The sequence below is a fragment of the Prosthecodimorpha hirschii genome, assembly GCF_001305515.1.
Classification (GTDB): Bacteria; Pseudomonadota; Alphaproteobacteria; order Rhizobiales; family Ancalomicrobiaceae; genus Prosthecodimorpha; species Prosthecodimorpha hirschii.
On sequence record NZ_LJYW01000001.1, the window covers coordinates 4,615,332 to 4,636,333 of the forward strand.

19 protein-coding genes are annotated in these 21,002 nt (G+C 71.7%); 10 read left to right on the forward strand and 9 right to left on the reverse strand.

Annotated elements, in window-relative coordinates; translation table 11 throughout:
* The first annotated feature begins 155 nt into the window (after window positions 1–155).
* The 3 genes from ABB55_RS20300 to ABB55_RS20310 all read left to right on the forward strand — a co-directional run bounded on the left by ABB55_RS20300 (window position 156) and on the right by ABB55_RS20310 (window position 2,712).
* Window positions 156–1,421: a glycerate kinase type-2 family protein gene (locus ABB55_RS20300; RefSeq protein WP_200912125.1), complete on the forward strand. Its 1,266-nt coding sequence runs from the start codon at window positions 156–158 to the stop codon at window positions 1,419–1,421.
* Between the two features lie 167 nt (window positions 1,422–1,588).
* Window positions 1,589–2,407, forward strand: coding sequence for an AzlC family ABC transporter permease (locus ABB55_RS20305; protein ID WP_244472083.1), 819 nt, complete (start codon window positions 1,589–1,591; stop codon window positions 2,405–2,407).
* Window positions 2,407–2,712: an AzlD family protein gene (locus ABB55_RS20310; RefSeq protein WP_054360434.1), complete on the forward strand. Its 306-nt coding sequence runs from the start codon at window positions 2,407–2,409 to the stop codon at window positions 2,710–2,712. Before ABB55_RS20305 ends, ABB55_RS20310 begins: the two co-directional genes overlap by 1 nt.
* Here the strand turns inward: ABB55_RS20310 and ABB55_RS20315 are convergent.
* Complete coding sequence (locus tag ABB55_RS20315; RefSeq protein ID WP_054360435.1) at window positions 2,698–4,308, reverse strand: bifunctional aminoglycoside phosphotransferase/ATP-binding protein; 1,611 nt, start codon at window positions 4,306–4,308, stop codon at window positions 2,698–2,700. The genes ABB55_RS20310 and ABB55_RS20315 overlap by 15 nt on opposite strands.
* 119 nt (window positions 4,309–4,427) lie before the next feature.
* Between ABB55_RS20315 and ABB55_RS20320 the strand changes: the two genes are divergently transcribed.
* Together ABB55_RS20320 and ABB55_RS20325 are read left to right on the forward strand one after the other, a co-directional pair.
* The gene (locus tag ABB55_RS20320; RefSeq protein ID WP_054360436.1) at window positions 4,428–4,796 is read left to right on the forward strand and encodes a hypothetical protein; all 369 of its coding nucleotides are present in this window, start codon (window positions 4,428–4,430) and stop codon (window positions 4,794–4,796) included.
* Between the two features lie 121 nt (window positions 4,797–4,917).
* Window positions 4,918–5,364 carry a PaaI family thioesterase gene (locus tag ABB55_RS20325; RefSeq protein WP_054360437.1) on the forward strand — a complete coding sequence of 149 codons (447 nt, stop codon included), beginning with the start codon at window positions 4,918–4,920 and terminating at the stop codon, window positions 5,362–5,364.
* 21 nt (window positions 5,365–5,385) lie between these two features.
* On the opposite strand, the gene ABB55_RS20330 is transcribed toward ABB55_RS20325, so the two are convergent.
* Together ABB55_RS20330 and ABB55_RS20335 are read right to left on the reverse strand one after the other, a co-directional pair.
* Entirely contained in the window at window positions 5,386–6,111 is a 726-nt protein-coding gene (locus tag ABB55_RS20330; protein WP_054360438.1) for an ArsR/SmtB family transcription factor, read from the reverse strand.
* A gap of 167 nt (window positions 6,112–6,278) precedes the next feature.
* Window positions 6,279–7,163: a LysR family transcriptional regulator gene (locus ABB55_RS20335; RefSeq protein WP_054360439.1), complete on the reverse strand. Its 885-nt coding sequence runs from the start codon at window positions 7,161–7,163 to the stop codon at window positions 6,279–6,281.
* A 182-nt stretch (window positions 7,164–7,345) separates the two neighbouring features.
* Between ABB55_RS20335 and ABB55_RS20340 the strand changes: the two genes are divergently transcribed.
* Window positions 7,346–7,675, forward strand: a complete 330-nt coding sequence (locus ABB55_RS20340) for a YjiS-like domain-containing protein (protein ID WP_160321277.1) — start codon at window positions 7,346–7,348, stop codon at window positions 7,673–7,675.
* A gap of 207 nt (window positions 7,676–7,882) precedes the next feature.
* Here ABB55_RS20340 and ABB55_RS20345 read toward each other — a convergent pair whose 3' ends face one another.
* The 3 genes from ABB55_RS20345 to ABB55_RS20355 all read right to left on the reverse strand — a co-directional run bounded on the left by ABB55_RS20345 (window position 7,883) and on the right by ABB55_RS20355 (window position 11,314).
* Window positions 7,883–8,668 (reverse strand): hypothetical protein, encoded by a 786-nt coding sequence (locus ABB55_RS20345; protein ID WP_054360441.1) that lies wholly within the window; start codon window positions 8,666–8,668, stop codon window positions 7,883–7,885.
* A 264-nt stretch (window positions 8,669–8,932) separates the two neighbouring features.
* Window positions 8,933–9,790 (reverse strand): DUF937 domain-containing protein, encoded by an 858-nt coding sequence (locus tag ABB55_RS20350; RefSeq protein WP_054360442.1) that lies wholly within the window; start codon window positions 9,788–9,790, stop codon window positions 8,933–8,935.
* A 135-nt stretch (window positions 9,791–9,925) separates the two neighbouring features.
* Complete coding sequence (locus ABB55_RS20355; protein WP_054360443.1) at window positions 9,926–11,314, reverse strand: glutamate--cysteine ligase; 1,389 nt, start codon at window positions 11,312–11,314, stop codon at window positions 9,926–9,928.
* A gap of 404 nt (window positions 11,315–11,718) precedes the next feature.
* Between ABB55_RS20355 and ABB55_RS20360 the strand changes: the two genes are divergently transcribed.
* On the forward strand, window positions 11,719–13,416 hold the full coding sequence (locus ABB55_RS20360) for a molecular chaperone HscC (protein WP_054360444.1): 1,698 nt from the start codon (window positions 11,719–11,721) through the stop codon (window positions 13,414–13,416).
* 3 nt (window positions 13,417–13,419) lie between these two features.
* Window positions 13,420–15,381 (forward strand): J domain-containing protein, encoded by a 1,962-nt coding sequence (locus ABB55_RS20365; RefSeq protein WP_054360445.1) that lies wholly within the window; start codon window positions 13,420–13,422, stop codon window positions 15,379–15,381.
* A gap of 61 nt (window positions 15,382–15,442) precedes the next feature.
* On the opposite strand, the gene ABB55_RS20370 is transcribed toward ABB55_RS20365, so the two are convergent.
* Both ABB55_RS20370 and ABB55_RS20375 read right to left on the reverse strand, forming a co-directional pair.
* A complete protein-coding gene (locus ABB55_RS20370; protein WP_054360446.1) occupies window positions 15,443–16,198 on the reverse strand; it encodes a 16S rRNA (uracil(1498)-N(3))-methyltransferase in 756 nt (251 codons plus the stop codon).
* Between the two features lie 174 nt (window positions 16,199–16,372).
* On the reverse strand, window positions 16,373–17,344 hold the full coding sequence (locus tag ABB55_RS20375; protein WP_054360447.1) for a quinone oxidoreductase family protein: 972 nt from the start codon (window positions 17,342–17,344) through the stop codon (window positions 16,373–16,375).
* Between the two features lie 89 nt (window positions 17,345–17,433).
* Between ABB55_RS20375 and ABB55_RS20380 the strand changes: the two genes are divergently transcribed.
* Together ABB55_RS20380 and xseA are read left to right on the forward strand one after the other, a co-directional pair.
* The gene (locus ABB55_RS20380) at window positions 17,434–18,297 is read left to right on the forward strand and encodes a LysR family transcriptional regulator (RefSeq protein WP_054360448.1); all 864 of its coding nucleotides are present in this window, start codon (window positions 17,434–17,436) and stop codon (window positions 18,295–18,297) included.
* Between the two features lie 46 nt (window positions 18,298–18,343).
* On the forward strand, window positions 18,344–19,954 hold the full coding sequence (gene xseA, locus ABB55_RS20385; RefSeq protein WP_054360449.1) for an exodeoxyribonuclease VII large subunit: 1,611 nt from the start codon (window positions 18,344–18,346) through the stop codon (window positions 19,952–19,954).
* Window positions 19,955–20,012: 58 nt separating this feature from the next.
* Here xseA and ABB55_RS20390 read toward each other — a convergent pair whose 3' ends face one another.
* Window positions 20,013–20,939 carry a DMT family transporter gene (locus ABB55_RS20390; protein WP_244472084.1) on the reverse strand — a complete coding sequence of 309 codons (927 nt, stop codon included), beginning with the start codon at window positions 20,937–20,939 and terminating at the stop codon, window positions 20,013–20,015.
* Between the last annotated feature and the right edge of the window lie 63 nt (window positions 20,940–21,002).

Below are 21,002 nucleotides of genomic sequence, written 5' to 3' on the forward strand. Positions count from 1 at the left end.
GTGCGGGGCGGGGGCGCACTATCGTCCGGCGGCTTGACCGGGGGCGGCGTTCGGGTGACACGCTTCGGGTGACGCATGTTCAATACGATGCGCTGCAGGACCGGGTGCCGTGCCATTTCCGGACGCCCCTGCGCCAGGGAGGAAGCCCGCTCGTGATCGCCGATCCTCGCGACCTGCTCGACCGCATGTTCCGCGCCGCCGTGGCGGCCGCCGACCCGGCGCTCCTGGTACCCCGCTTCCTGCCCGCCCGGCCGAAGGGCCGCACCGTCGTGATCGGCGCCGGCAAGGGCTCAGCCGCCATGGCCCGCGCCTTCGAACTGGCCTGGGACGGCCCGCTCGAAGGCCTGGTCGTCACCCGCTACGGCCATGGCGTGCCCTGCGACAGGATCGAGATCGTCGAGGCCGCCCATCCGGTGCCGGATGCGGCCGGCCGGGCCGCGGCCGGGCGCATCCTCGCCATGGTGCGCGGCCTGACGGCGGACGATCTCGTCGTCGCCCTGATCTCGGGCGGCGGCTCGGCCCTGCTCGCCGCGCCCGCCGACGGACTGACCCTCGAGGACAAGCAGGCGATCAACCGGTCGCTGCTCCGGTCGGGCGCCGATATCGGCGAGATGAACACGGTGCGCAAGCATCTCTCCGCCGTGAAAGGCGGGCGCCTGGCCGCTGCCGCCGCGCCGGCGCGCATCGCCACTCTGCTGATTTCCGACGTGCCCGGCGACGAGCCCGGCGTGATCGCCTCCGGCCCGACCGTGCCCGATCCGACCACCTTCGCCGACGCCCGCGCGATCCTCGCCCGCTACGGCATCGTCGGTCCGCCCGCCGTGATCGCGCATCTCGAACGGGCCGCCGACGAGACGCCGAAGCCCGGCGATCCGCTCTTCGCCGGCCACGAGGTGCATATGATCGCGACGCCGCAGCGCTCGCTGGAAGCGGCGGCGGCGGTGGCGCGGGCCGCCGGCGTGACGCCGCTGATCCTGTCGGACTGCATCGAGGGCGAGGCGCGCGAGGTCGCCCGCGTGCTCTGCGGCATCGCCCGCCAGGCGAAGGCCTATGGCCAGCCCGTGCCGGCACCCGCGGCGATCATCTCCGGCGGCGAGACCACCGTGACGGTGCGGGGCCAAGGGCGCGGCGGGCGCAATGTCGAGTTCCTGCTCGGCCTTGCGGTCGCGCTGCGCGGCCTGCCGGGTGTCTGGGCGGTGGCCGGCGACACCGACGGGGTCGACGGGGCCGAGGAGGTGGCGGGTGCCTTCGTCACCCCCGACACGCTCGCCCGTGCCCGCGCGCTCGGCATCGACAGTGCCGCGAGCCTCGCCGACAATGATGGCCACGGCTATTTCGAAGCGCTCGGCGACCGGCTGGTGACCGGCCCGACGCTGACCAATGTCAACGATTTCCGTGCCCTGCTGATCCTGCCGAGCTGAAGCCCGTCCGGACCAAATCGATGACCTGTTATGCGGACGACGGCGCTTCTTTGCCGGCGGCAACCATCGATTCCCGTGATAACCGGGGTTGTCGCTGTCGCATCGAGGCTCCTGTCCGCATGTCCGCCGATCCTCCTCCGATCACCTGGGCCGGATGTCTCATCGGCATGCGGCTGACGCTGCCGGTGCTGCCGGGCATCACCGCCTTCTCGATGGCCTTCGGGGCGCTCGCCATGCAGAAGGGCCTGTCGCTCGGCGATACGATGCTGATGAGCGGGCTGGTCTTCGCCGGTGCCGCCCAGATGGTCGCCATGGAGATCTGGCACGAGCCGCTGACCCTGCCGGTGGTTGTCGCGATCTGCGGCGTGTGCGGCGCCATCAATCTGCGCCTCGTGCTGATGGGCGCGGCGCTCCGGCCCTGGTTCGGGTCGTCCTCGGCACGGACCGTCTATCCCTCGCTCGGCCTGATGACCGACGCCAACTGGGTGATTGCGCTGCGCTACCATGCCGAGGGCGGCAACGATCGCGGCATCTTCCTCGGCTCCGGACTGCTGCTCTGGGTCGTCTGGACGGCCGCGACCGTGCCGGCGCATCTGTTCGGTGCGCTCCTGCGCGATCCGCGCGCGATCGCGCTCGATCTGGTCATGCCGATCTTCTTCGTCGCCATGCTGGTGCCGATGTGGAAGGGCCTCCGCCAGGCCGTGCCCTGGCTGGTCTCCGGCCTCGTCGCCACGGCCACGTCGCAGCTCCTGCCGGGCTACTGGTTCATCCTGACCGGCGCGATCGCCGGATCCTTCGCCGGCGCCCTGATGCCGCCCGCGGATCCGGCCGCGCGGATCATCGGGCCCGCCGGTCACGGCGCCGAACCCTGCCCGGGTGACGAACCCGGCAATCTGGGTGACGAACCCGGCCGCCGGGGCGACCAGCCCGGCAATCCGGGCGACCGGCCTGGCAATCCGGGCGACCAGCCCGGCAAGGGGGCCTGATGGAGGACGGCTATACGCCCCTGGTGGCCATTGCCGGCATGGCGCTGGTCACCCTGCTGCTGCGCACCGGCGGCTACCTGATCATGGGCCGGATTCCGCTCACCGGCCGGGTCCGGCGCGGGCTCGAGGCCCTGCCGGGCGCGATCATCATCGCCACCATTCTGCCGGTCGCCCTGCGCGGCGGCATCGTCGCGATCGTCGGACTGTCCGTGGCGGCGGTGGCGATGGCGGTGATCCGCAAGGATCTGGTCGCGGTCCTGCTCGGCGTCGGCGCCGCGGCCCTGCTCCGCTCATACGGGTTCTGACAGCGCCAGGCCGGCGTGCGCCAGGGCCTGCCGGGCCGCGTCGGCGGTCGCCGCGACGCCTGCGGAGGCATCGACGCGGATCCAGTCGATCGGGCCGGGATCGTAGTCGGCCTGCATCCGGACCACGGCGGCGCCGGCGTCGGAGGCGTCGCCCCGGCGTCCTTCGACCCGGTCCAGCCGCCGGGCCGCCGGTGCCTCCAGCCACAGCCCGAAGAACGGCGTCTCGGCCGCAGCCGCGATCCGCGCCAGGGCGGCGCGCTCCTCCGGCCGGGCCGCCACGGCATCGACGATCACCGCCGATCCGGCCGCCAGCCCGGCGCGGGCCGCCGACCGCACCGCCTCGTAGACGCGGTCGCTCTCCGCGCGGGTGTAGCGCTCCGGCGGCAGCGGCGCCGTCTCCTCGACGCGCGCGACCAGCTTGCGGATCACGTCGGATCTGAGATGCAGCGCGCCGGGCCGGCGGCCGAGCCAGGGTGCGAGCGCGCGGGCGAGCGTCGACTTGCCGGTGCCCGACAGGCCGCCGACCGCGACCAGCACCGGCCCGGCCGGATCGAGCCGGGCCCGCGCATAGTCGAAATAGCGGCGCGCCTCGGCCTCGGCCGCGGCCCGGTCGACGGGGGCGAGATGGGCGGCCTTGGCGTGGGTCACCTTGGCGCGGATCGCCGCACGCATCATCAGGAAGAAGGGCAGGGCGGCGAGGCCTTCGGCATGCGAGGCGATCAGTCCGGCCGGGTCGGCCGACGGATCGGCAGCCGCCTCGCGCCGCACGGTCTCGACCAGCAGTCGGTTGAGGAGCAGGTTGGCCTCGGCGCGATGGCCGGCCTCGTCCAGGTCCATCACCAGGAAGCCGGCATCGTAGAGGAGATCGGCGGTCGCGATGGCGTCGTCGAACTCGATCGCGTCGAACGGCACCGGCCGCCCGTCGATCAGCGCCACATTGCCGGCATGCAGGTCGCCATGCAGCAGCCGGATGCGGCCGAGCCGGCCGCGCTCGGCGAGGAGATCGGCGAGCCGGCCATGCCATTGCCGGGCCGCGGCGGTCAGGGCCGCGACGGCGGCGGGCGGGAAGAGATCCGGGGTGGCCCGGAAGGCGGCATCGTTCTGCTCGACATAGGCGGCGAGGTCGGCGATCCAGGGCGCGGCGGCCCGATGCGGCGCCTCCGCCTCCAGGGCGGCGATCGTCGCCGCCAGGTCCTCGACCAGCGCCGCCGGCAGCGGGCCGGCGCGCAGGCGGCGGTCGAGCGTCATGGTCTCGTCGAACCGGGTCATGACCACCAGCCATTCGACCGGTCCGCCGGAGCCGCCGAGCGCGAGGCGTCCGGCGGCGTCCCGGGTGACCGGCAGCACACCGCGATAGATCGCCGACGACGGCCCGCGGTTGACCGCGATCTCGCGCCGGCAGGCCGCCTCGCGCAGAGCGAGCGTCGAATAGTCGAGGAACGGGAACCGCACGGCGCGTTTCATCTTGTAGGCGAGGGGGCCGGCGAGGAAGATCGTGTTGGCGTGGGTCTCGATCACGTCGACCGGACCGTCGGCGGCATGGCTGGCGGGATCGCTCAGAAAGGCTCTGATCGCATCCTGGTCGACGGGTGTCATGGTCCGGTTCCCTCGCTGCCGCGCATTCTGCCCCGGACGTATGCGGATCCGTTGACGGACATCAATGCCGTCGCCAGCCGGTATTCTATCCCGGAGGCGACGGGACAGAGGAGACACCCATGAGTTTGAAGAAGATCCGCCTCAATCTGGCGCGCACCAAGGAGCATCCGAACGGTTCGGCCCGGCACGGCTACGAGTTCGTCGCGCCGCTCGATGCCGACGGCCATATCGACGCCGACGGCTGGAAGAAGGCGCGCGAGAAGTGTCGCGTGCGCCGGTTCTGGGGCGGCGAGGAGGAGGATATCGGCCACCTCGTGCACCGCCCGGGCGGCAGCTGGGCCTTCCGTTACGACATTGCCGGTGACGAGGACGACGAGGCCGGCTACCGCTTCGGCGCCCATGCCTTCAATGTCGGCGAGTATGTCTCGATCCGCGACGAGGACGGCGACCTGCACACCTTCCAGGTCGTCACCGTCCAGTCGGTCTGACGCCCCGGCCGCGGCCGCCGGACAGGTTTGCCCGAACGGCCCATGGTCCGGCGGCCGGCAAACGGCTAGGAACCCCTTCGGACACCGTCATCCGCGGCGGCGTGCGAAGGGGAGGATGGCCATGGCCGGACTGGAAACGCGCGATCCGAACTGGATCCAGAAGACGCTGCAGACCTTCAACTCGGCCGCCTACATCCGCGATCTCGGCTGCCGCCTGATCGATATCGAGCCCGGCCGCGTCGTCACCGAGCTCGATCTCGCCGGGCGCCATCTGCAGCAGAACGGCTATGTCCATGCCGGCGTCCAGGCGGCGATCGCCGACCACACCGCCGGCACCGCCTGCATCACGCTGACGACCCCCAGCCAGATCATCCTCAGCATCGAACTGAAGCTCAGCCTGATGGTCGCCGCGCGCGGCGAGAAGCTGATCTGCCGCGGCGAGGTGCTGAAGGCCGGCAGCCGCGTCAGCTTCGCCGAGGCCAAGGTCTATGCGGTCGAATCAGGCCGCGAGCGCCTGGTCAGCCACGCGACCGTGTCGCTGGCGGTGGTGGAGAAGCAGCCGGGCTGAGGGACCGGTTCCGATCGGCCGCTATCCGGTGCTGCGGACTGCGGCGATGTTTCCGGCCGGCTGCGCCAGCCGGTCGAGGAAGCCGGACCACAGGCGCTGCCCGTTCGGTGTGAAGCCGATCGCGCGGCTGTCCGGCTCGCGCCGCGCCCAGTCGCGCGCGACGACCATCCGGAGCACGGCCGCGCCCAGGGCCCCGGCGAGATGATCGCGCCGCTCGCTCCAGTCCAGGCAGGCCCGGCAGACCGGACGGCTGCGTGTGTCGAGCCCTGCGACATCGACACCCTCCGCCGCGAAGGCGCCGAAGCCGGACGGTGTCAGCACCAGTCCGTCCGGGCCGAAGGCCAGATGCGCGGCCGACGCCAGGGTGTCGAAGAGGTCGGTGCCGGCCTTGCCGGCCAGATGGTCGTAGCAGATGCGCGCCCGCCGCAGGGCCGCATCGCGCGGACCGGGCCGGGTCCTGAGCCGCCCGAGCCGCGCGGCGGTGCCCATCAGGCTCTCGATCGCCTCGGCCACCGGGGCGCCGGCCAGCCGGAAATAGCGGTGCCGGCCCTGCACGGCCATGACGACGATGCCGAGATCGCGCAGATGCGCGAGATGGGTGCTGGCCGTCGGCGGGGTGATGCCGGCTTCGCGGGCGAGTTCTCCGGCCGACAGGGCCAGCCCCGACATCAGCGCGTCGAGCATGCCGGCGCGGGCGGTATCGCCGATCGCCGCGGCCAGGGTTGCGATGTCGGGTCCTTCTCTCATGTCCCGATCCTAGCCCCGGACGCGGCGCGATGCTTCGGGCAGGACCGAAGCACTGCCGGCCGCCGCCGCGCAAGGGTTCGCCGGCCGGGCCGGATGAACCGCCCGGCGGGACCGGCGAGGCAGGCGTGATCCATCACCAAACGACATCGGGGCGCGCGCCCGGGCCGCTACTCCGCCGCCATCATGGCGGCCGGGGAGAGGTTGTCGAGCGACTGCACGATATGGCCGGCGAGCGCGTCCATGACCGGCGAGGTGTGGTGCCAGGAGCGCAACAGCCCGATCTCGATCGGGGCGAGGCGCGGGAAGCCGTCGGCCTCGGTCAGGACGCGCATGCCGGGCCTGAGGGCCGATTCCGGCACCACCGAGACCGCGAGACCGGCCAGCACGGCCGCGCCGTAGGCGGTCGCGTTCCAGCTGACCAGCACCAGCCGGTGACGCCGGCCGACCGTCTCCAGGGCCTCCAGGGCGGCGCGGCGCCAGGTGCAGATCGGCCGGCCGAGCGCGAGCGGCAGCGGATCGGCCTCGTGGGTGGCGTGGCGCTGCGAGGTGACCCAGAGCAGCGGCTCGCGCCGGACCACCTCGGCCGGTCCGAGCGCGCGCACATGGGTGATGATCGCCACGTCCAGTTCATCCTCGCGCATCATGGTGACGAGGTCGGTCGTCGGCGCGCAGATGACGGTCACCTCGGCGCGCGGATGCGAGCGGGCGAAGCGGACCAGGATCTCCGGCAGGAAGCGGTCGGCATAGTCGTCCGGGGTGCCGAGGCGGACGCGGCCGGTCAACTCCGCCTCGGCGAAGGCGGCGAGCGTCTCGTCGTTGAGCTTGACCATGCGGCGGGCATAGGCGAGCAGCCGCTCCCCGTCCGGCGTCAGGCGCGACTGGCGACCGTCGCGGGCGAACAGCGGCTTGCCGATCCGCTCCTCCAGCCGGCGGATCTGCATCGAGACCGCCGACTGGGTCTTGTGGATCACGTCGGCCGCCTTGGTGAAGCTGCCGCTCTCGCAGATGGCCACGAAGGTCTTCAACTGGTCGAGATCCAGGATGCCGCTCATGGCTCTGTCTATCCATCAAGTCCGGTGAAGTTTGAGATTAGAAACATTCGTTGGACTAATCAATGCACCTTCCGCATTGTCCGCCCGTCACCCTTAACGCCACCCCCAAACCAGACCCCCGCGCGGATGTCGCCGCCGGGGCCGGAGTCGTCTCGCGATCTCGAAAGGAGCGCACTATGCATATGGCAGAAATCGCAACCCGTCCCCTTCACCGGCTCGGCGGCGGCGCCGCGGCTGTCGTCCGCGGGGCCGGGGCCGTGATCAAGAGCCTGGTGCGGTCCTGGCGAAACCGTCGGGTCGTCGGCGACCTGCTCGAGTTCGACGATCGCATGCTCGCCGATATCGGCCTGATGCGCGGCGACGTGACCGCAGCCCTGTCGTCGCCGTCCGGCACCGACCCGAGCACCCGGCTGCGCATCTTTGCGGTCGAGCGGCGTGCGGGTCTTCGCGCCCAGGCGCTCGAACGCGAGGCGCTGCGCGCCGCCCGGCTGACCGGCGAATCGGTCGAGTGATCCTGATACGCGCGGGTCGTTCCCCCGCATCCCGCCGACCCGCGCCAGAGGCCCGTCCGCTCCCCGGACGGGCCTCTATTGTTTCCAAGAGGGATTGGGGCCCGTCCGCTCCTCGGACGGGCCTCTATTGCTTCTAAAAGGGATTGAGGCCTGTCCGTAGGACGGGCCGCCTTGCGTCGCTTCGCGGCCGCCCGCGCCTGCGGGGTGTCACGAGACGGACCGCCCGTCGCTGCGTGCCGCCGGCCTGCCGGCGCCGGCATACCAGGTCGCCGCCTGTGCGGCGAGCGCCGCGGCGATCGCGGCCAGGAACCCCCAGGCGAGACCGAGCGGCTCCAGGAGCAGCGCGGCCGCCGCCAGGAAGGCGGCGAGCGAGACCATGCCGATGATCAGGGCGCGCAGCAGCACGGCCGCCACGGCGCCGCCCTGCCAGAGATGGGACGAGACGCCCAGGATCGCGCTGACCACGGGAAAGAGCGTCATCGGTCCGCTCCAGGCCGGCCCGAGCGGCGCCGCGATCCCGGTCACCGCGACCGTCAGCGCCGCCCCGGCGATCATCCGGAAGGCCAGCGCACCGGCCGTCAGCGGCGGCACCGAGAGCGGCACGTCCGGCTTCGGGATCGCATGCGGCCCCAGAAACAGAGCGCCGAGCGCGATGGCGAGACCGAGCGGCACAAAGTGGGGCAGGCCGGAGACCAGAAAGGCGATCGCAACCCAGACCACGACCGCGCCGGTCAAGGCCGTGGCCGGGCCGCGACCGGCCAGCGCCAGGCGGCTATAGACGGTGTTGAAGGCGACCGTCCCGGCCAGGGCCGGCAGCGAGGCCGTCGCCGAGGCCGCGCCGAAGGCGGGTCCGCGCTCGAGGGCGAGCAGGAACAGGATCGGGCCGGCCATCACCGGGAGGCCGGCGAGCCAGCCCGACGCGCGCGGTCCGAATCGTATCCCGACCCACGAGACGACGAGCAGCGTGGCCGGAACCAGGACGAGCTTGAGCATGGGACCTTTTCGGACGGGGGACAGGCCCGTGAGCGGCAGCCCGCGGGCGGCAATCGCGCGGCAGGGGGCCGATGGGCGGATCGACGGGGGCGGGTCGACAGGGGCGCGTCGACGGGGGTGGGCGGGCAGGGCGGATGGTGGGCATTCCCGGTCGCCCCTGGCGAGCCCGCCGCGACGGACCTGCCCGACGGCCATCGGCCTGCCCGACGGCAACGGTGCGGACGCGGCCTCACGGTGCCATGCGGCGGCCCCGGCGCTCTGGGATCAGCGCTTCTGGCTCCAGAACTGGTCGAAGATCTGCTCGAAGGCCTGGATCTGGCTCGCCTGCGCCTCCTGGCCGGCCTGGAACATCTGGCCGATGAAGGCGCCGAGTTCGTCGGGGGCGGCCTCCGGCTCCGGCTTCTTCTCGGGGCGGCCGCGGTTGAAGCCGCGCACGAAGGCACCGAAGGCCTCCTCCATCAGCGTGTGCGGCCCGGCCGGGTTGGGCGCGCGCTTGAGGAAATCCTCCATGGTCTCGGTCTCGCCGGTCGGCCGCGGCACCGCCTTGGCGAATTGCTGGACCAGGCTGGCAAAGGCCTCGGTGCCGTTGGCGGCGCCGTCGCGCATCCACTTCTGCATCATGTCGCCGAAGCCGGCATAGCCGTCCTGGGCACGGGACGGATCGAAGAAGGCGGCGACCATCCGGGCGACCGGATCCTTCGGCAGCGAGGTGCCGAGGCCGCCCATCAGCATGGCGGCGACGGCCGGCATCATCGATTGCAGCACCTGCTGGCCGACCCCGCTCATCGCCGCGATCCGTTCGGCGACCGCCTTGGTCACCTCGTTGGACCCGAACATGGCCATGAGCGCATCGTTGCCGGCCTTCATGGCTTCGGGCGTGAAGGCCTGCATGGCGTCGAGATAGGGGTTGCGCGGCTGGGCGGCCTGCCCGGTCATCAGGCCGAACAGAGCCTGAATCGCCTTCGGATCGGTCATCTGGCGCTGCATGGCCGCGGCGAAGGCCGGCATCATGGCGTCCACGGCTGCCCGCGACTGGTCCGGCGAGATGCCGAACTGCCGCGCCAGGTTGCGCATCGCCTCGCCGCCCTGGGCTTCGAGCAGGATCTTCGTGAAATCGAACATGGATTCGCCCCCCTGACGCCGGACGTGATCATCGGCCCGGCCGCGGGTCCCGTCAAATCCAGCGAAAGGATGAAATCCGGAACCGTGCGGCCTGGATCGCAGCCCGGCGGACGGCGATCGACCCCGCCCGCCGCCTCAATAGGCGTATTCGGCGAAGACTTGGTTCACGTCGCCGTTCCAGTCCTTTTCGTACTGGCGCAGCATGCGTTCGGCGAGCGTCTCGCCGGTGGCGACGATCTCCTCCAGGGGCGCGAGATAGACGGTCTCGTTCTCGGACATGTCGACCGGCGCGCAGGGGCCGAGGCGGTTGCGGCGGGCAAGGCCCTTGCGCGACAGGGCAACCGCCTCGCGCGCCACGTCGAGCAGCGTGCCGCCGCGGAACGGCGTCTTCAGCGCCAGGCGGGGCGCGGTGTCGCGCAGATATTGCCGTTCCTCGGCGCTCCAGTCGGCGACCAGGGCCAGCGCCTCGTCAAGCACGCCCTCGTCGTAGAGCAGGCCGACCCAGAAGGCCGGCAGCGCCAGCAGCCGCCGCCAGGGGCCGGCATCGGCGCCGCGCTGCTCGATGTAGCGCTTCAGCCGGACTTCGGGGAACAGCGAACCGAGATGATTGACCCAGTCGCCGATCTCCGGGACCACGCCGGGCAGGCGGTTGCGCAGCGCGCCTTCCAGGAACTGCCGGAAGGTCACGTCGGTCGCGTCGTGGTAGGTGTCCTCGCGCTTGATCAGATACATGGGCACGTCGAGCGCCCAGTCCGCATAGGCCTCGAAGCCGAAGCCGTCCTCGAAGGCGAAGGGCAGCATGCCGGTGCGCGCCGCATCGGTATCGCGCCAGACTTCCGAGCGGTAGGAGAGGAAGCCGTTCGGCTTGCCGTCGAGGAACGGCGAGGAGGCGAACAGCGCCGTCGCGACCGGCTGCAGGGCCAGCGAAACGCGCATCTTGTTGCGCATGTCGGCCTCGGAGCCGTAGTCGAGATTGACCTGCACGGTCGAGGTGCGGAACATCATGTCGAGCCCCTTGCCGCCGACCTTCGGCATGTAGGCGCTCATGATGCCGTAGCGCGACTTGGGCATGACCGGGGTCTCGGCGCGCGACCATTTCGGGCTGGCGCCGACGCCGAGGAAGCCGATGCCGAGCGGATCGCCGATCTCGCGCACCTGGGCGAGATGCGAGAAGGTCTCCCGGCAGGTATGGTGCAGCGTCTCCAGCGGCGCGCCGGACAGTTCGAACTGGCCGCCGGGCTCCAGGCTGATGGCGCCGCCGCCGACCGGATCGGCGAGACCGATGATCGCGTCGCGATCCATGATCGGTTCCCAGCCGAGCAGCCCCTCCATGCCCTCGAGCAGCTTGCGCACGCCGCGCGGCCCCTCGTAGGCGACGGGCGACAGATCGTCCGTATGAAAGCCGAATTTCTCGTGTTCCGTGCCGATCCGCCAGCGATCCTTCGGCTTCGAGCCCTTCTCGAACCAGGCGTAGAGCTGGTCGCGGTTCTCGATCGGGACAGCGTCGACGGTGTCACGCGCCATGGGTCGGCTCCTGGACGACGGCCGGTTCAAGGCCGGCGGTCCTGATGCTGGAATCCGGCGGACGCCGGACGGTCGGGGGCGGCACCATAGCGACAGGGCCGGGAGCCGACAAACGCGTTTTCCTCAACGCCCCGTTTCGCAACGCTGCAGTATCGGGCCGGATGCGACGGGGCCGGGCGGCTGCCGCGATGGTCTTCCAAGCGGCTTGGCAGCCTCGGCGCTGGAGCTTCGCGGAGGAGCCCCTTAGAGTGGCGGACGGATGGCCGCCTGGGGCCGCCCGCCTGCCGACGGATCGGCCCGACCCGTCGAAGGCGCGCGGCTTCGGTTGTGAAGAGATAGAGCGCTCCCGCCGCCGGCCGGCATCGGGAGCTTCGAGCGGCCTGGACGGAATGGACGGATCACGCATGGCCATCGTCGGCATCGATCTCGGGACCACCAATTCCCTGGTCGCGGTCTGGACCGCGTCGGGACCCGAACTGATACCGAACGCCCATGGCGATCTGCTGACGCCCTCGGTGGTCAGCGTGGTCGACGGCGAGGCGCTGGTCGGCCGGGCGGCCGCCGAGCGGCTGATCACCCGGCCGCAGGCGACCGTCGCCGCCTTCAAGCGCTGGATGGGCACCGACAAGCTGACCCGGCTCGACGGCCGGCCGTTCCGGGCCGAGGAGTTGTCGGCCCTGGTGCTCGGCTCGCTGAAACGTGATGCGGAGGCCCATCTCGGCGAGGCGATCATCGAGGCGGTGATTTCGGTGCCGGCCTATTTCAACGACCTGCAGCGCAAGGCGACCATGACGGCGGCCCGCCTCGCCGGACTGCATGTCGAGCGGCTGGTCAACGAGCCGACCGCCGCCGCACTCGCCTATGGGCTCGGCGAGGTCGAGGAGGCGCAGTTCCTGGTCTTCGATCTCGGCGGCGGCACCTTCGACGTCTCGATCCTCGACAAATACGACCAAGTCATGGAGGTGCGCGCCACCGCCGGCGACAACTATCTCGGCGGCGACGACTTCCGCGATCTCCTGATGGCGCATCTCGCCGAGCGGCACGGGCTCGACCGGACGAAGCTGGCGGCCGGGGATCTGTCGCGCTTCACCCGCTTCGCCGAGAGCCTGAAGATCGAGCTCAGCGCCAAGACCACGGTCGCCTACACGTTCGAGCTGCCCGGCCAGGTGGTCGAGGGCCGCATCGAGCGGTCCGAATACGAGGAGGTGGTGCGCCCGCTGCTGCGCCGCCTGCGCACGCCGCTCGAACGGGCCATCTCGGATGCCCGGCTCGATCCGCGCGAGATCGCCCAGGTGGTCATGGTCGGCGGCGCGACGCGGATGCCGGCGGTGCGGTCCCTGGTCGGCCGCCTGTTCGCGCGCCTGCCGCTGACCCATCTCAATCCCGACCATCTGGTCGCGCTCGGTGCCGCCGTCCAGGCCGGGCTGAAGGCGCGCCACGCCGCGCTCGACGACGTGGTGATGACCGATGTCTGTCCCTACACGCTCGGCATCGCCGCCCTGTCGTCCCAGCGCGGGTCCGGCGGCGAGCCGGTCACGGTGCCGATCATCGAGCGCAATTCGGTGGTGCCGATCAGCCGGTCGCATCCCTTCACCACCGTCCAGGACAACCAGACCCAGATCCGGCTGGAGGTCTATCAGGGCGAGAACCTGAAGCCGGAGAACAACGTCAATCTCGGCGCGCTCGAGGTCGAGGTGACGCGCGCCAAGGCCGGGCACGAGACGGTCGAGGTCCGCTTCACCTACGACCTCAACGGCGCGCTGGAACTGGAGGCGACCGTGCAGTCGACCGGCAAGGTCTGGCGCCGGGTGTTCCAGAACCGGACCGGCCTCAGCGACGCGGAGATCGACAAGCGCTTCTCCGAACTGGCCGCCCTGAAGCTGCCGCCGCGCGATCAGGCGCCGAACCGGCTCCTGATCGAGCGGGCCGAGCGGATCTACGCCGAATCGCTCGGCGAACGGCGCGAACTGGTCTCCGGCGCCTTGCGCGAATTCATGATGGCGATCCAGGATCCGACCAACGCCCATCCGGACCGCGATCGCGAGGCTTTCGCCAAGCTGCTCGACCGCTTCGAGACCGACGTGTTCCGGGACATCGACTGATCCATGTGGGCCCACGACCTGCTCGGTCTTCCGGTGGACGCGGACGAACGTGCCGTGAAGCGCGCCTATGCGGCGCGGCTCAAGGTGACGCGCCCGGACGACGATCCGGCCGCCTTCCAGCGTCTGGTCGAGGCGCGCGACGTGGCCCTGCAATGGGCGCGCAACGGCTGGGGCCGTCCCGATCCCGATCCCGATCCCGACGACGATGACGACGACGGGGATGCGATCGAGGCGATGGAAACCGCCGCTGCATCCGATCCGGGCCTGACGCCACCGGCCGAACCGGTGAGCCACGGCCGGGTCGCCGGGCCGCCTCTGGCGGCCCCGGAAGACGACAGACCGCCTCTGGCGGCCCCGGAAGACGACAGACCGCCTCTGGCGGCCCCGGACGGCGACAGGCCGCCTCTGGCGGACCGGGAGGGCGCCAGGCCGCCTCTGGCGGACCGGGAGGGCGCCAGGCCGGCTGCGGCGGACCGGGAGGGCGGCAGTCCGCCGCTGGCGGACCAGAAGAGTGACCACCCGGACGGCCGCCGCATGCCCGAGGCCGAGGGCACGCTGATCTCCCGGCTTGGTGACGATGTCGATCCTCCCCTGCCGGAACCGTCCCGGCTGGAAGACCGGATCGACACCATCGTTCTGCGCATGGCCGAAGCGGAATCCCCGGCGGCTCCACCCAAGCCGTCGCGCGCCGTGCCCGAGCCGGCCGGCCGCGACCCCGATGGCGACGACGACCCCGAACCCGAATTCGATCCGGAGCCCGATACGAGCGCGGATCGGTTTGCCGCGCTGACCGCCGAGGCCGACCGGCTGTTGAACGATCCGTGGTTCGGACAGGGCGGTGGGCATGCGCTGGCCTGGGAGGCGCTGATCGGGGCGGCGGAGGATCTCGACATCGCCCAGCGTCTCGCCTTCGAGACCCAGCTGGCGCGCGGCTTCGACCGCCATCTCGGCCGCGGCCGCAACAGCGGCGATGCAGCCCCGGTCCTGCCCGAACGGACCCGGGTCCTGCTGCGCCTTGCCTCGGAGGCGTTCGGCTGGGATCGCGACGTGCGCCGTCTGGCCCGGATCGTCGGCGGGGCCTCGGAGGTCGGCCCGCTGGTCGCGGTCATCGAGGCGCTGACCGGGCCGCCGCCGACGCCGCGCCGCGACGAGACCGGGTTCCCGCTGCTCGAACCCTTCGATCTCGAAGCCTTTCTCGGCAACCTGGATCATCCCCTGGTGCGCTACTACCGCCGCGCCCAGCGGGCGGGCCGGTTGGTCCTGTCCTTCTCGCCGCTCGCCTTCTTCCTGCCGGTCTGGTGGGCCGGCCGCAACCGCTACATGCTGTGGGCGGCGGGCCTTTCGGTCCTCCTCGCCGTCGCCATGTCGATGGCGGTCGATCCGCGCCATCCGGGCGGCAACGGGCCGCTGTTCATAGGCCTGGTCGCCGTGATCCTGGCCGGCCGCACGCTGCTCGCCGCGAATGCGCAGCGGCTCGAGGTCCTGAACGTCACCGACCTGATCGAGACGGCCGATCGCGAGGCGCCGGCCCGCAACGACAAGCGCAAGACCTTCCTGGCCGCCCGGCGCCCGACCTGGCGGCTGGCCACCGTGCTGTTCTCCGCCGTCTATCTGGTCATGGTCGACATATTCATCGTCGCCATGCTGATCGATGCGGCCGTCCTGTCCGAGCCGCGCATCGAGCGCCTGATGCCGGAGGCCGATCCAGCCCGCCTCGATACGAGGCTGGGCGCCGTCCTGTGGCGCGAACATCGCGAACGCAGCATCGCCAACGTGGTGCGCGTCCTGAAGGAACTCGGCGCCAAGGCGAACAGCCCGGCCGACCATGCCGCCATCGAGGCGCTCCGGGCCGATCTGCGCACCGTCTATCCCGAGGGCTGGCATCCGGACTATCCGGCGCGATCGGCCGATTTCGAGCGCCGTCTGGAGGCCGTGCGCACGAGCCTCGGCCGCGGCACGAACTGAGACTGCCGGCCGGCCGACCGGCCCTCACTTCGGATGCTCCGCCGCCGGCGTGTAAGCGGGTTTATTCCGCCCAGTCGCCGATCGCGGCCTGGACCAGCGCCATGGCGGCGACCGCGGCGGTATCGGCGCGCAGGATGCGCGGCCCGAGCGGGATCGGGGTGACGAAGCTCTTCGAGCGCAGCACCAGCCGCTCCTCCTCGGAGAAGCCGCCTTCCGGGCCGACCAGCACCGCGACGGGACCGCGCGCCAGCCGCGCCAGGACCGGCGCCGGGGCGGAATTCTCCTCGCCCTCGTCGCAGAACAGGATGCGCCGTCCGGCCTCCGCCCCCGGCCAGGTGTCGACCAGCGCCTTGAACTCGACCGGTTCTGCGATGCGCGGGATCGCCAGGATGCCGCACTGCTCGGCCGCCTCGATGACGTTGGCTTCCATCCGCTCCAGATTGATCCGGGAGACCTGGGTGTGGCGGGTGATGACCGGGCGCAGCATGCCGCAGCCCATCTCGACCGCCTTCTGCACCATGTAGTCGAGCCGCGCCATCTTGAGCGGGGCGAACAGATAGTGCAGGTCGGCCGACTGGGTCTGCGGCCGCGTCTGCTCGACGAATTCCAGCACGCCCTGGCGCCGGCCGGTCTCGACGATCCGTGCGCGCCATTCGCCGTCCTGGCCGTTGAAGACCAGCAGCTCGGCGCCGACATCGAGCCGCAGCACGTTCAGGAGGTAGTTCGCCTGTTCGCGCGTCAGGTCGATCCGTCCGCCGGCCCGGAGCGGCAGGCGGATGAACAGGCGTTGGAGGCGGTAGTCCTGGCGAGGCGGCATGACGCGACTGATTCGACTTCAAACTTGCAACGCGGCTTGTCTTAGCCGGGTTCGGCCCGGCAGGCCACTGGCGCCTTTCCGGGCATGTCTGCCCAGTCTGGGCCGGTCGCAGGCATGGAGGTCGCGGACGGTCCGGAACCGGACCTCGCCGGGTTGCCGGACCCGGCCCGGCGATCACGGGACCAGGATGGAACAGCCCGCCGTGGCGCCGGTTTCCAGGTCGCGTTGCGCACGCGGCGCGTCCTCGAGCCGGTATTCCCGCCCGATGCGGCCGTCGATCGTCCCGTCCCGGAGGGCGCCGATGACGGCCTCGGAGGCGGCGCGGTAGGTCTCCGGCTCGGCCGCGTAGGCCATGACGCTCGGCCGCGCCAGCGCGATGGATCGGATCGGTCCCAGATCCTCCGCTCTGATCGGCGGAATGGGACCGGCGGCCTGGCCGACCGACGCGACCGTGCCGAACTTGCGGACGCAGTCCAAGGTTCGGGCCAGCATGGTTCCGCCGATGCCGTCGATCGCGAAATCGACGCCCGTCCCGCCGGTCAGCCGCCGCGTCTCGCCGACGAGATCGGCGTCGCGGCCGACGATGACATGATCGGCGCCGTTTGCCCGCGCGATCTCGGCCTTGTCGGGCGACCCTGCCGTGCCGATCACGATGCAGCCGCTGCGCCTTGCCCAGCGGGTCAGGATGCTGCCGAGGCCGCCTGCCGCCGCATGGACCAACAGGGTCTTGCCCGGGCCGGCGGCAAAAACGCGGGTGAGGAGCATGTGAGCCGTCAGGGCGCGCAGGAACCCGCCCGCCGCCGCTTTCGCGTCGATGTCGTCGGGCAGCGGCACGGCGCGCCAGCCCGGCAGCACCCGCCGCGTCGCATAGCCCCCCGGAAGGCCCGCATAGGCGATGCGGTCGCCGACCCTGAGACCGTGCACGGCCTCGCCCACGGCTTCGACGATGCCGGTGGCTTCGACGCCGAGCACCGCCGGCAGGGGCAGGGGATAGAGCCCGGTGCGTTGATAGATGTCGATGAAATTCACGCCGATCGCGTCCTGGCGGATCAGGATCTCGCCGGCAGCCGGGGTGGGCGGTTCGAATTCGGCCATACGCAGGGTCTCGATGCCGCCGAAGGATATCAATTCCACTTTCCGGTCCATGGTCGGGTCCTCCTCGGACCCTGTCTCGCAACTGGCGACCCGAGAGGAAATCCCCTATGGCTTCCCGTGATCCGTGAGAAAATTCCCCGATGGATTGGGATGACCTTCGCCATTTCGCCGCCCTGGCCGAAGCCGGCTCGCTCTCGGCTGCGGCTCGGCGCCTGGGCATCGAACATGCGACGGTGGCGCGCCGGATCCTGTCCTTGGAGCGCACCCTCGCGGTGCCGCTGGTCGACCGGCGCGGCCGGCGCTGGACCCTGACCGAGGCGGGATTGCGCCTGGCCGCCATTGCCGCACGCATGGAGGGGGAGGCGCAGGCGGCGCGGCGCCTGGCGGAGGCCACGCGCACCGACCTGCAGGGCACCGTGACGGTGAGCGCACCGCCAGCCTTGGCGGCGGCGATCCTGGCGGCTCCACTGGTCGGCCTGCAGGCGCGCCATCCCGGTCTGACGATCCGCATTGTGGGCGAGGCGCGGACCGCGTCGCTCGACCGCGGCGAGGCCGACGTGGCCATCCGGCTCACGCGGCCCGAAAGCGGCGACCTGACCATCACCCGGCTCGGCCGGATCGGCTTCCGCCTCTATGCGAGCCCAGGCTATCTCGCCGCCTGCCTGCCGGCCGAATGGCGCTTCATCGGCTACGACGGCACGCCGGCTCCGCCGCCCCAGCAGGCCGCGTTGGAAGCCTTTGCGGCCGGACGCCCGATGGCGTTCATGGCCAGCAGCCTGGAGATCCAGCAGGCCGCCGCGCGCGCGGGCGGCGGCATCGCGGTCCTTCCCGATTTCCTGGGGCGGGCAGATGCCGGGCTGATCGCCGTCCCGCCGGATCGGCCGATCATCGAGCGCGAGGTCTGGTTCGTGGCGCATAGCGACCTGATGCGCTCGGGACCGGTTCGGGCCGTTCTCGCATGCCTGCGCGCGGCGCCGGCCCTGTTTGCCGCGGTTCCGGGTTGACGGACGGCCGGCCAGCCGGCAACCCTCGGCCGGAAGGAGCCCGCCCTTGGCCGAACCGCTGCCGAACACCCCCGAATTCACCGTCTCCGAGCTCAGCTACTCGATTCGTCGGACGATCGAGGACGGCTTCGGCCAGGTGCGCGTGCGCGGCGAGATCTCCGGCTATCGCGGCCCGCATTCCTCCGGCCATGCCTATTTCGCGCTGAAGGACGAGGGCGCCAAGATCGAGGCGGTGATCTGGCGACAGGCGATGGCGCGGCTGCGCTTCAAGCCCGAGGAGGGGCTGGAGGTGATCGCGACCGGCCGGGTGACGACCTTCCCGGGCGGTTCGAAATACCAGATCGTGATCGACAGCCTGGAGCCGGCCGGCGTCGGCGCCCTGATGGCGCTCTTGGAGGAACGGCGCCGCAAGCTCGGCGCCGAAGGCCTGTTCGATACCGGCCGCAAGAAGAAGCTGCCCTTCCTGCCGCGCGTCATCGGGGTCGTCACCTCGCCGACCGGCGCGGTGATCCGCGACATCCTGCACCGCCTCGCCGACCGCTTCCCGACCCGCGTCCTGGTCTGGCCGGTGCGCGTGCAGGGCGAGACCTCGGCGCGCGAGGTGGCGGCGGCGATCGAGGGCTTCAACGCGCTCGCCCCGGACGGCCGCATCCCGCGCCCCGACGTGCTGATCGTGGCGCGCGGCGGCGGCAGCCTGGAGGATCTGTGGGGCTTCAACGAGGAGATCGTGGTGCGCGCGGCCGCGGCGAGCCGCATCCCGCTCGTCTCTGCGGTCGGCCACGAGACCGACTGGACCCTGATCGACCATGCCGCCGATCTGCGCGCGCCGACCCCGACCGGCGCGGCCGAGATGGTCGTGCCGGTCCGCTCGGAGCTGATCGGCAAGATCGCCTCGCTCGACGGCCGGCTCTGGCAGACCACCGTCCGCTCGATGGAGGCGCGCCGCAATGCCCTGCGGTCGGCCGTCCGCGCGCTCGGCTCGCCCGAATCCTTCCTGTCGACCCGGCGCCAGCGGCTCGACCTCGCGGCCGGCCGTCTGTCGCAGGCCCTGGGCGAGGCGACGCGCATCCACGCGACCCGCTTCGCGCGCGCCTCGGCGCGCCTGTCGCCCGATCTCCTGGCGCGCGCCCTGCGCCTCGGCCGGGAACGGCTCGACCGGCTCGGCGACCGGAGCCTGCGGGCGGTCGCGGTGCTCGGCGAGCGGCGCAGTGCGGCGCTGGCGCGGCTCTCCGGCCGGCTCCGGGCCGAGCCGCTGTTCGCCCGTCTCGAACGCGGCGCGGAGCGGGCCGACGGGCTCGGCCGGCGGCTCGATGCGGCCTTCCTGCGCCAGGTCGAGCGCCGCCGCGACCGGCTCGACGCGGCCGGGCGCCTGCTGGCGACGCTCTCCTACAAGGCGGTGCTGGCGCGCGGCTTCGTCCTGGTCGCCGGCCCGGACGGCCGGCCGGTGCGCTCGGCCGCCGCGCTGGCGCCGGGCGACGGCGTGGCGCTGGAATTCGCCGACGGCCGGGTCCGGGCGACGGTCGACGGCGCCGATGCCGGCGGCCCGCCGGGCCCGGTCGGCGCCGCCCCCGAGCCGGGAGCGCCGGCGAGACCCGCCGCCGCAGCCCGGCCGCGCCGGCGCGAAAGCCGGTCGGGCGAGCAGGGCAGTCTGTTCTGACGAAGCGATCCGTCGGGTCCGATCGGAGGGACCGCCGAACCCGGTCCGCCGCCTCCGCTCAGCGGCGGCGCAGCACCAGGACATTGCCGCAGGCGACCAGCGCCAGCCCGGCCAGCGCCGGCAGGCTCCACCGATAGCCCTCGAACAGCGTCGAGATGATCAGGGCGAAGACCGGGAACAGGACCGTCGCATAGCCGGCGCGCCCGGCGCCGATGCGGCCGAGCAGGTTCAGATAGGCCCAGAAGGCGACGACCGAAGAGACCACCGACAGCCAGACCAGCGAGACCAGATAGGTCGCATTCGGTTCGACCGTGAAGGTGGCGCCGCGCGCGACCGCCGCGACGGTCAGGAACAAGGTGCCGTAGGCCATCCCCCAGGCATTGGCCGAGAGGACCGGCACGCCGGCCGCCTGGACACGGCCCGAGACCTGATTGCCCAGGCAGAAGCAGAGCGTTCCGGCCGCGCAGAGGCCGAGCCCGAGCGCGGCTTCCGGATCGAAGGTCTGGCCGTGGATCTCGGGCCAGAACAGGAGCGCCACGCCGGCGGAGCCGAGCAGCGCGCCGGCGAGCGCGCGCGGACCGGGCCGGGTGCCGTCGATCGCGAAGCCGAGCAGCAGGTTGAAGACGGAGGTCAGCGAGAACACCACGGACAGGAGCCCGGAGGCGAGATGCTGGCCGCCATGGTAGAAGAGCGCGAAATTGGTCGAGAACATCAACAGGCCCATCAGGGCGAAACGGCCGTGGATGCGGACCGGGAAGGCGAGCGGCAGGCCGCGCGCGGCGACCCAGCCGAACATCAGGACGGCCGCGAGCAGGAAGCGCCAGACCAGGGAGACTTCCGGCGCCACGACACCGAGCTGGTTGCGCAGCGCGATCCAACTGGTCGACCAGGCGAACACCGTCACCGCATAGAGGGCCAGTTCGATGCGGCCGAAGGGGCGGCGCTCGGCAGCGGCGCGCGGCATCGGAACGGCGGCGGAGGTCACGGACACTGGTTTCGTCCCGGATGGCGGCAGCCGGAGCGGTTCGGCGCGATCCGTCGCGCGGAA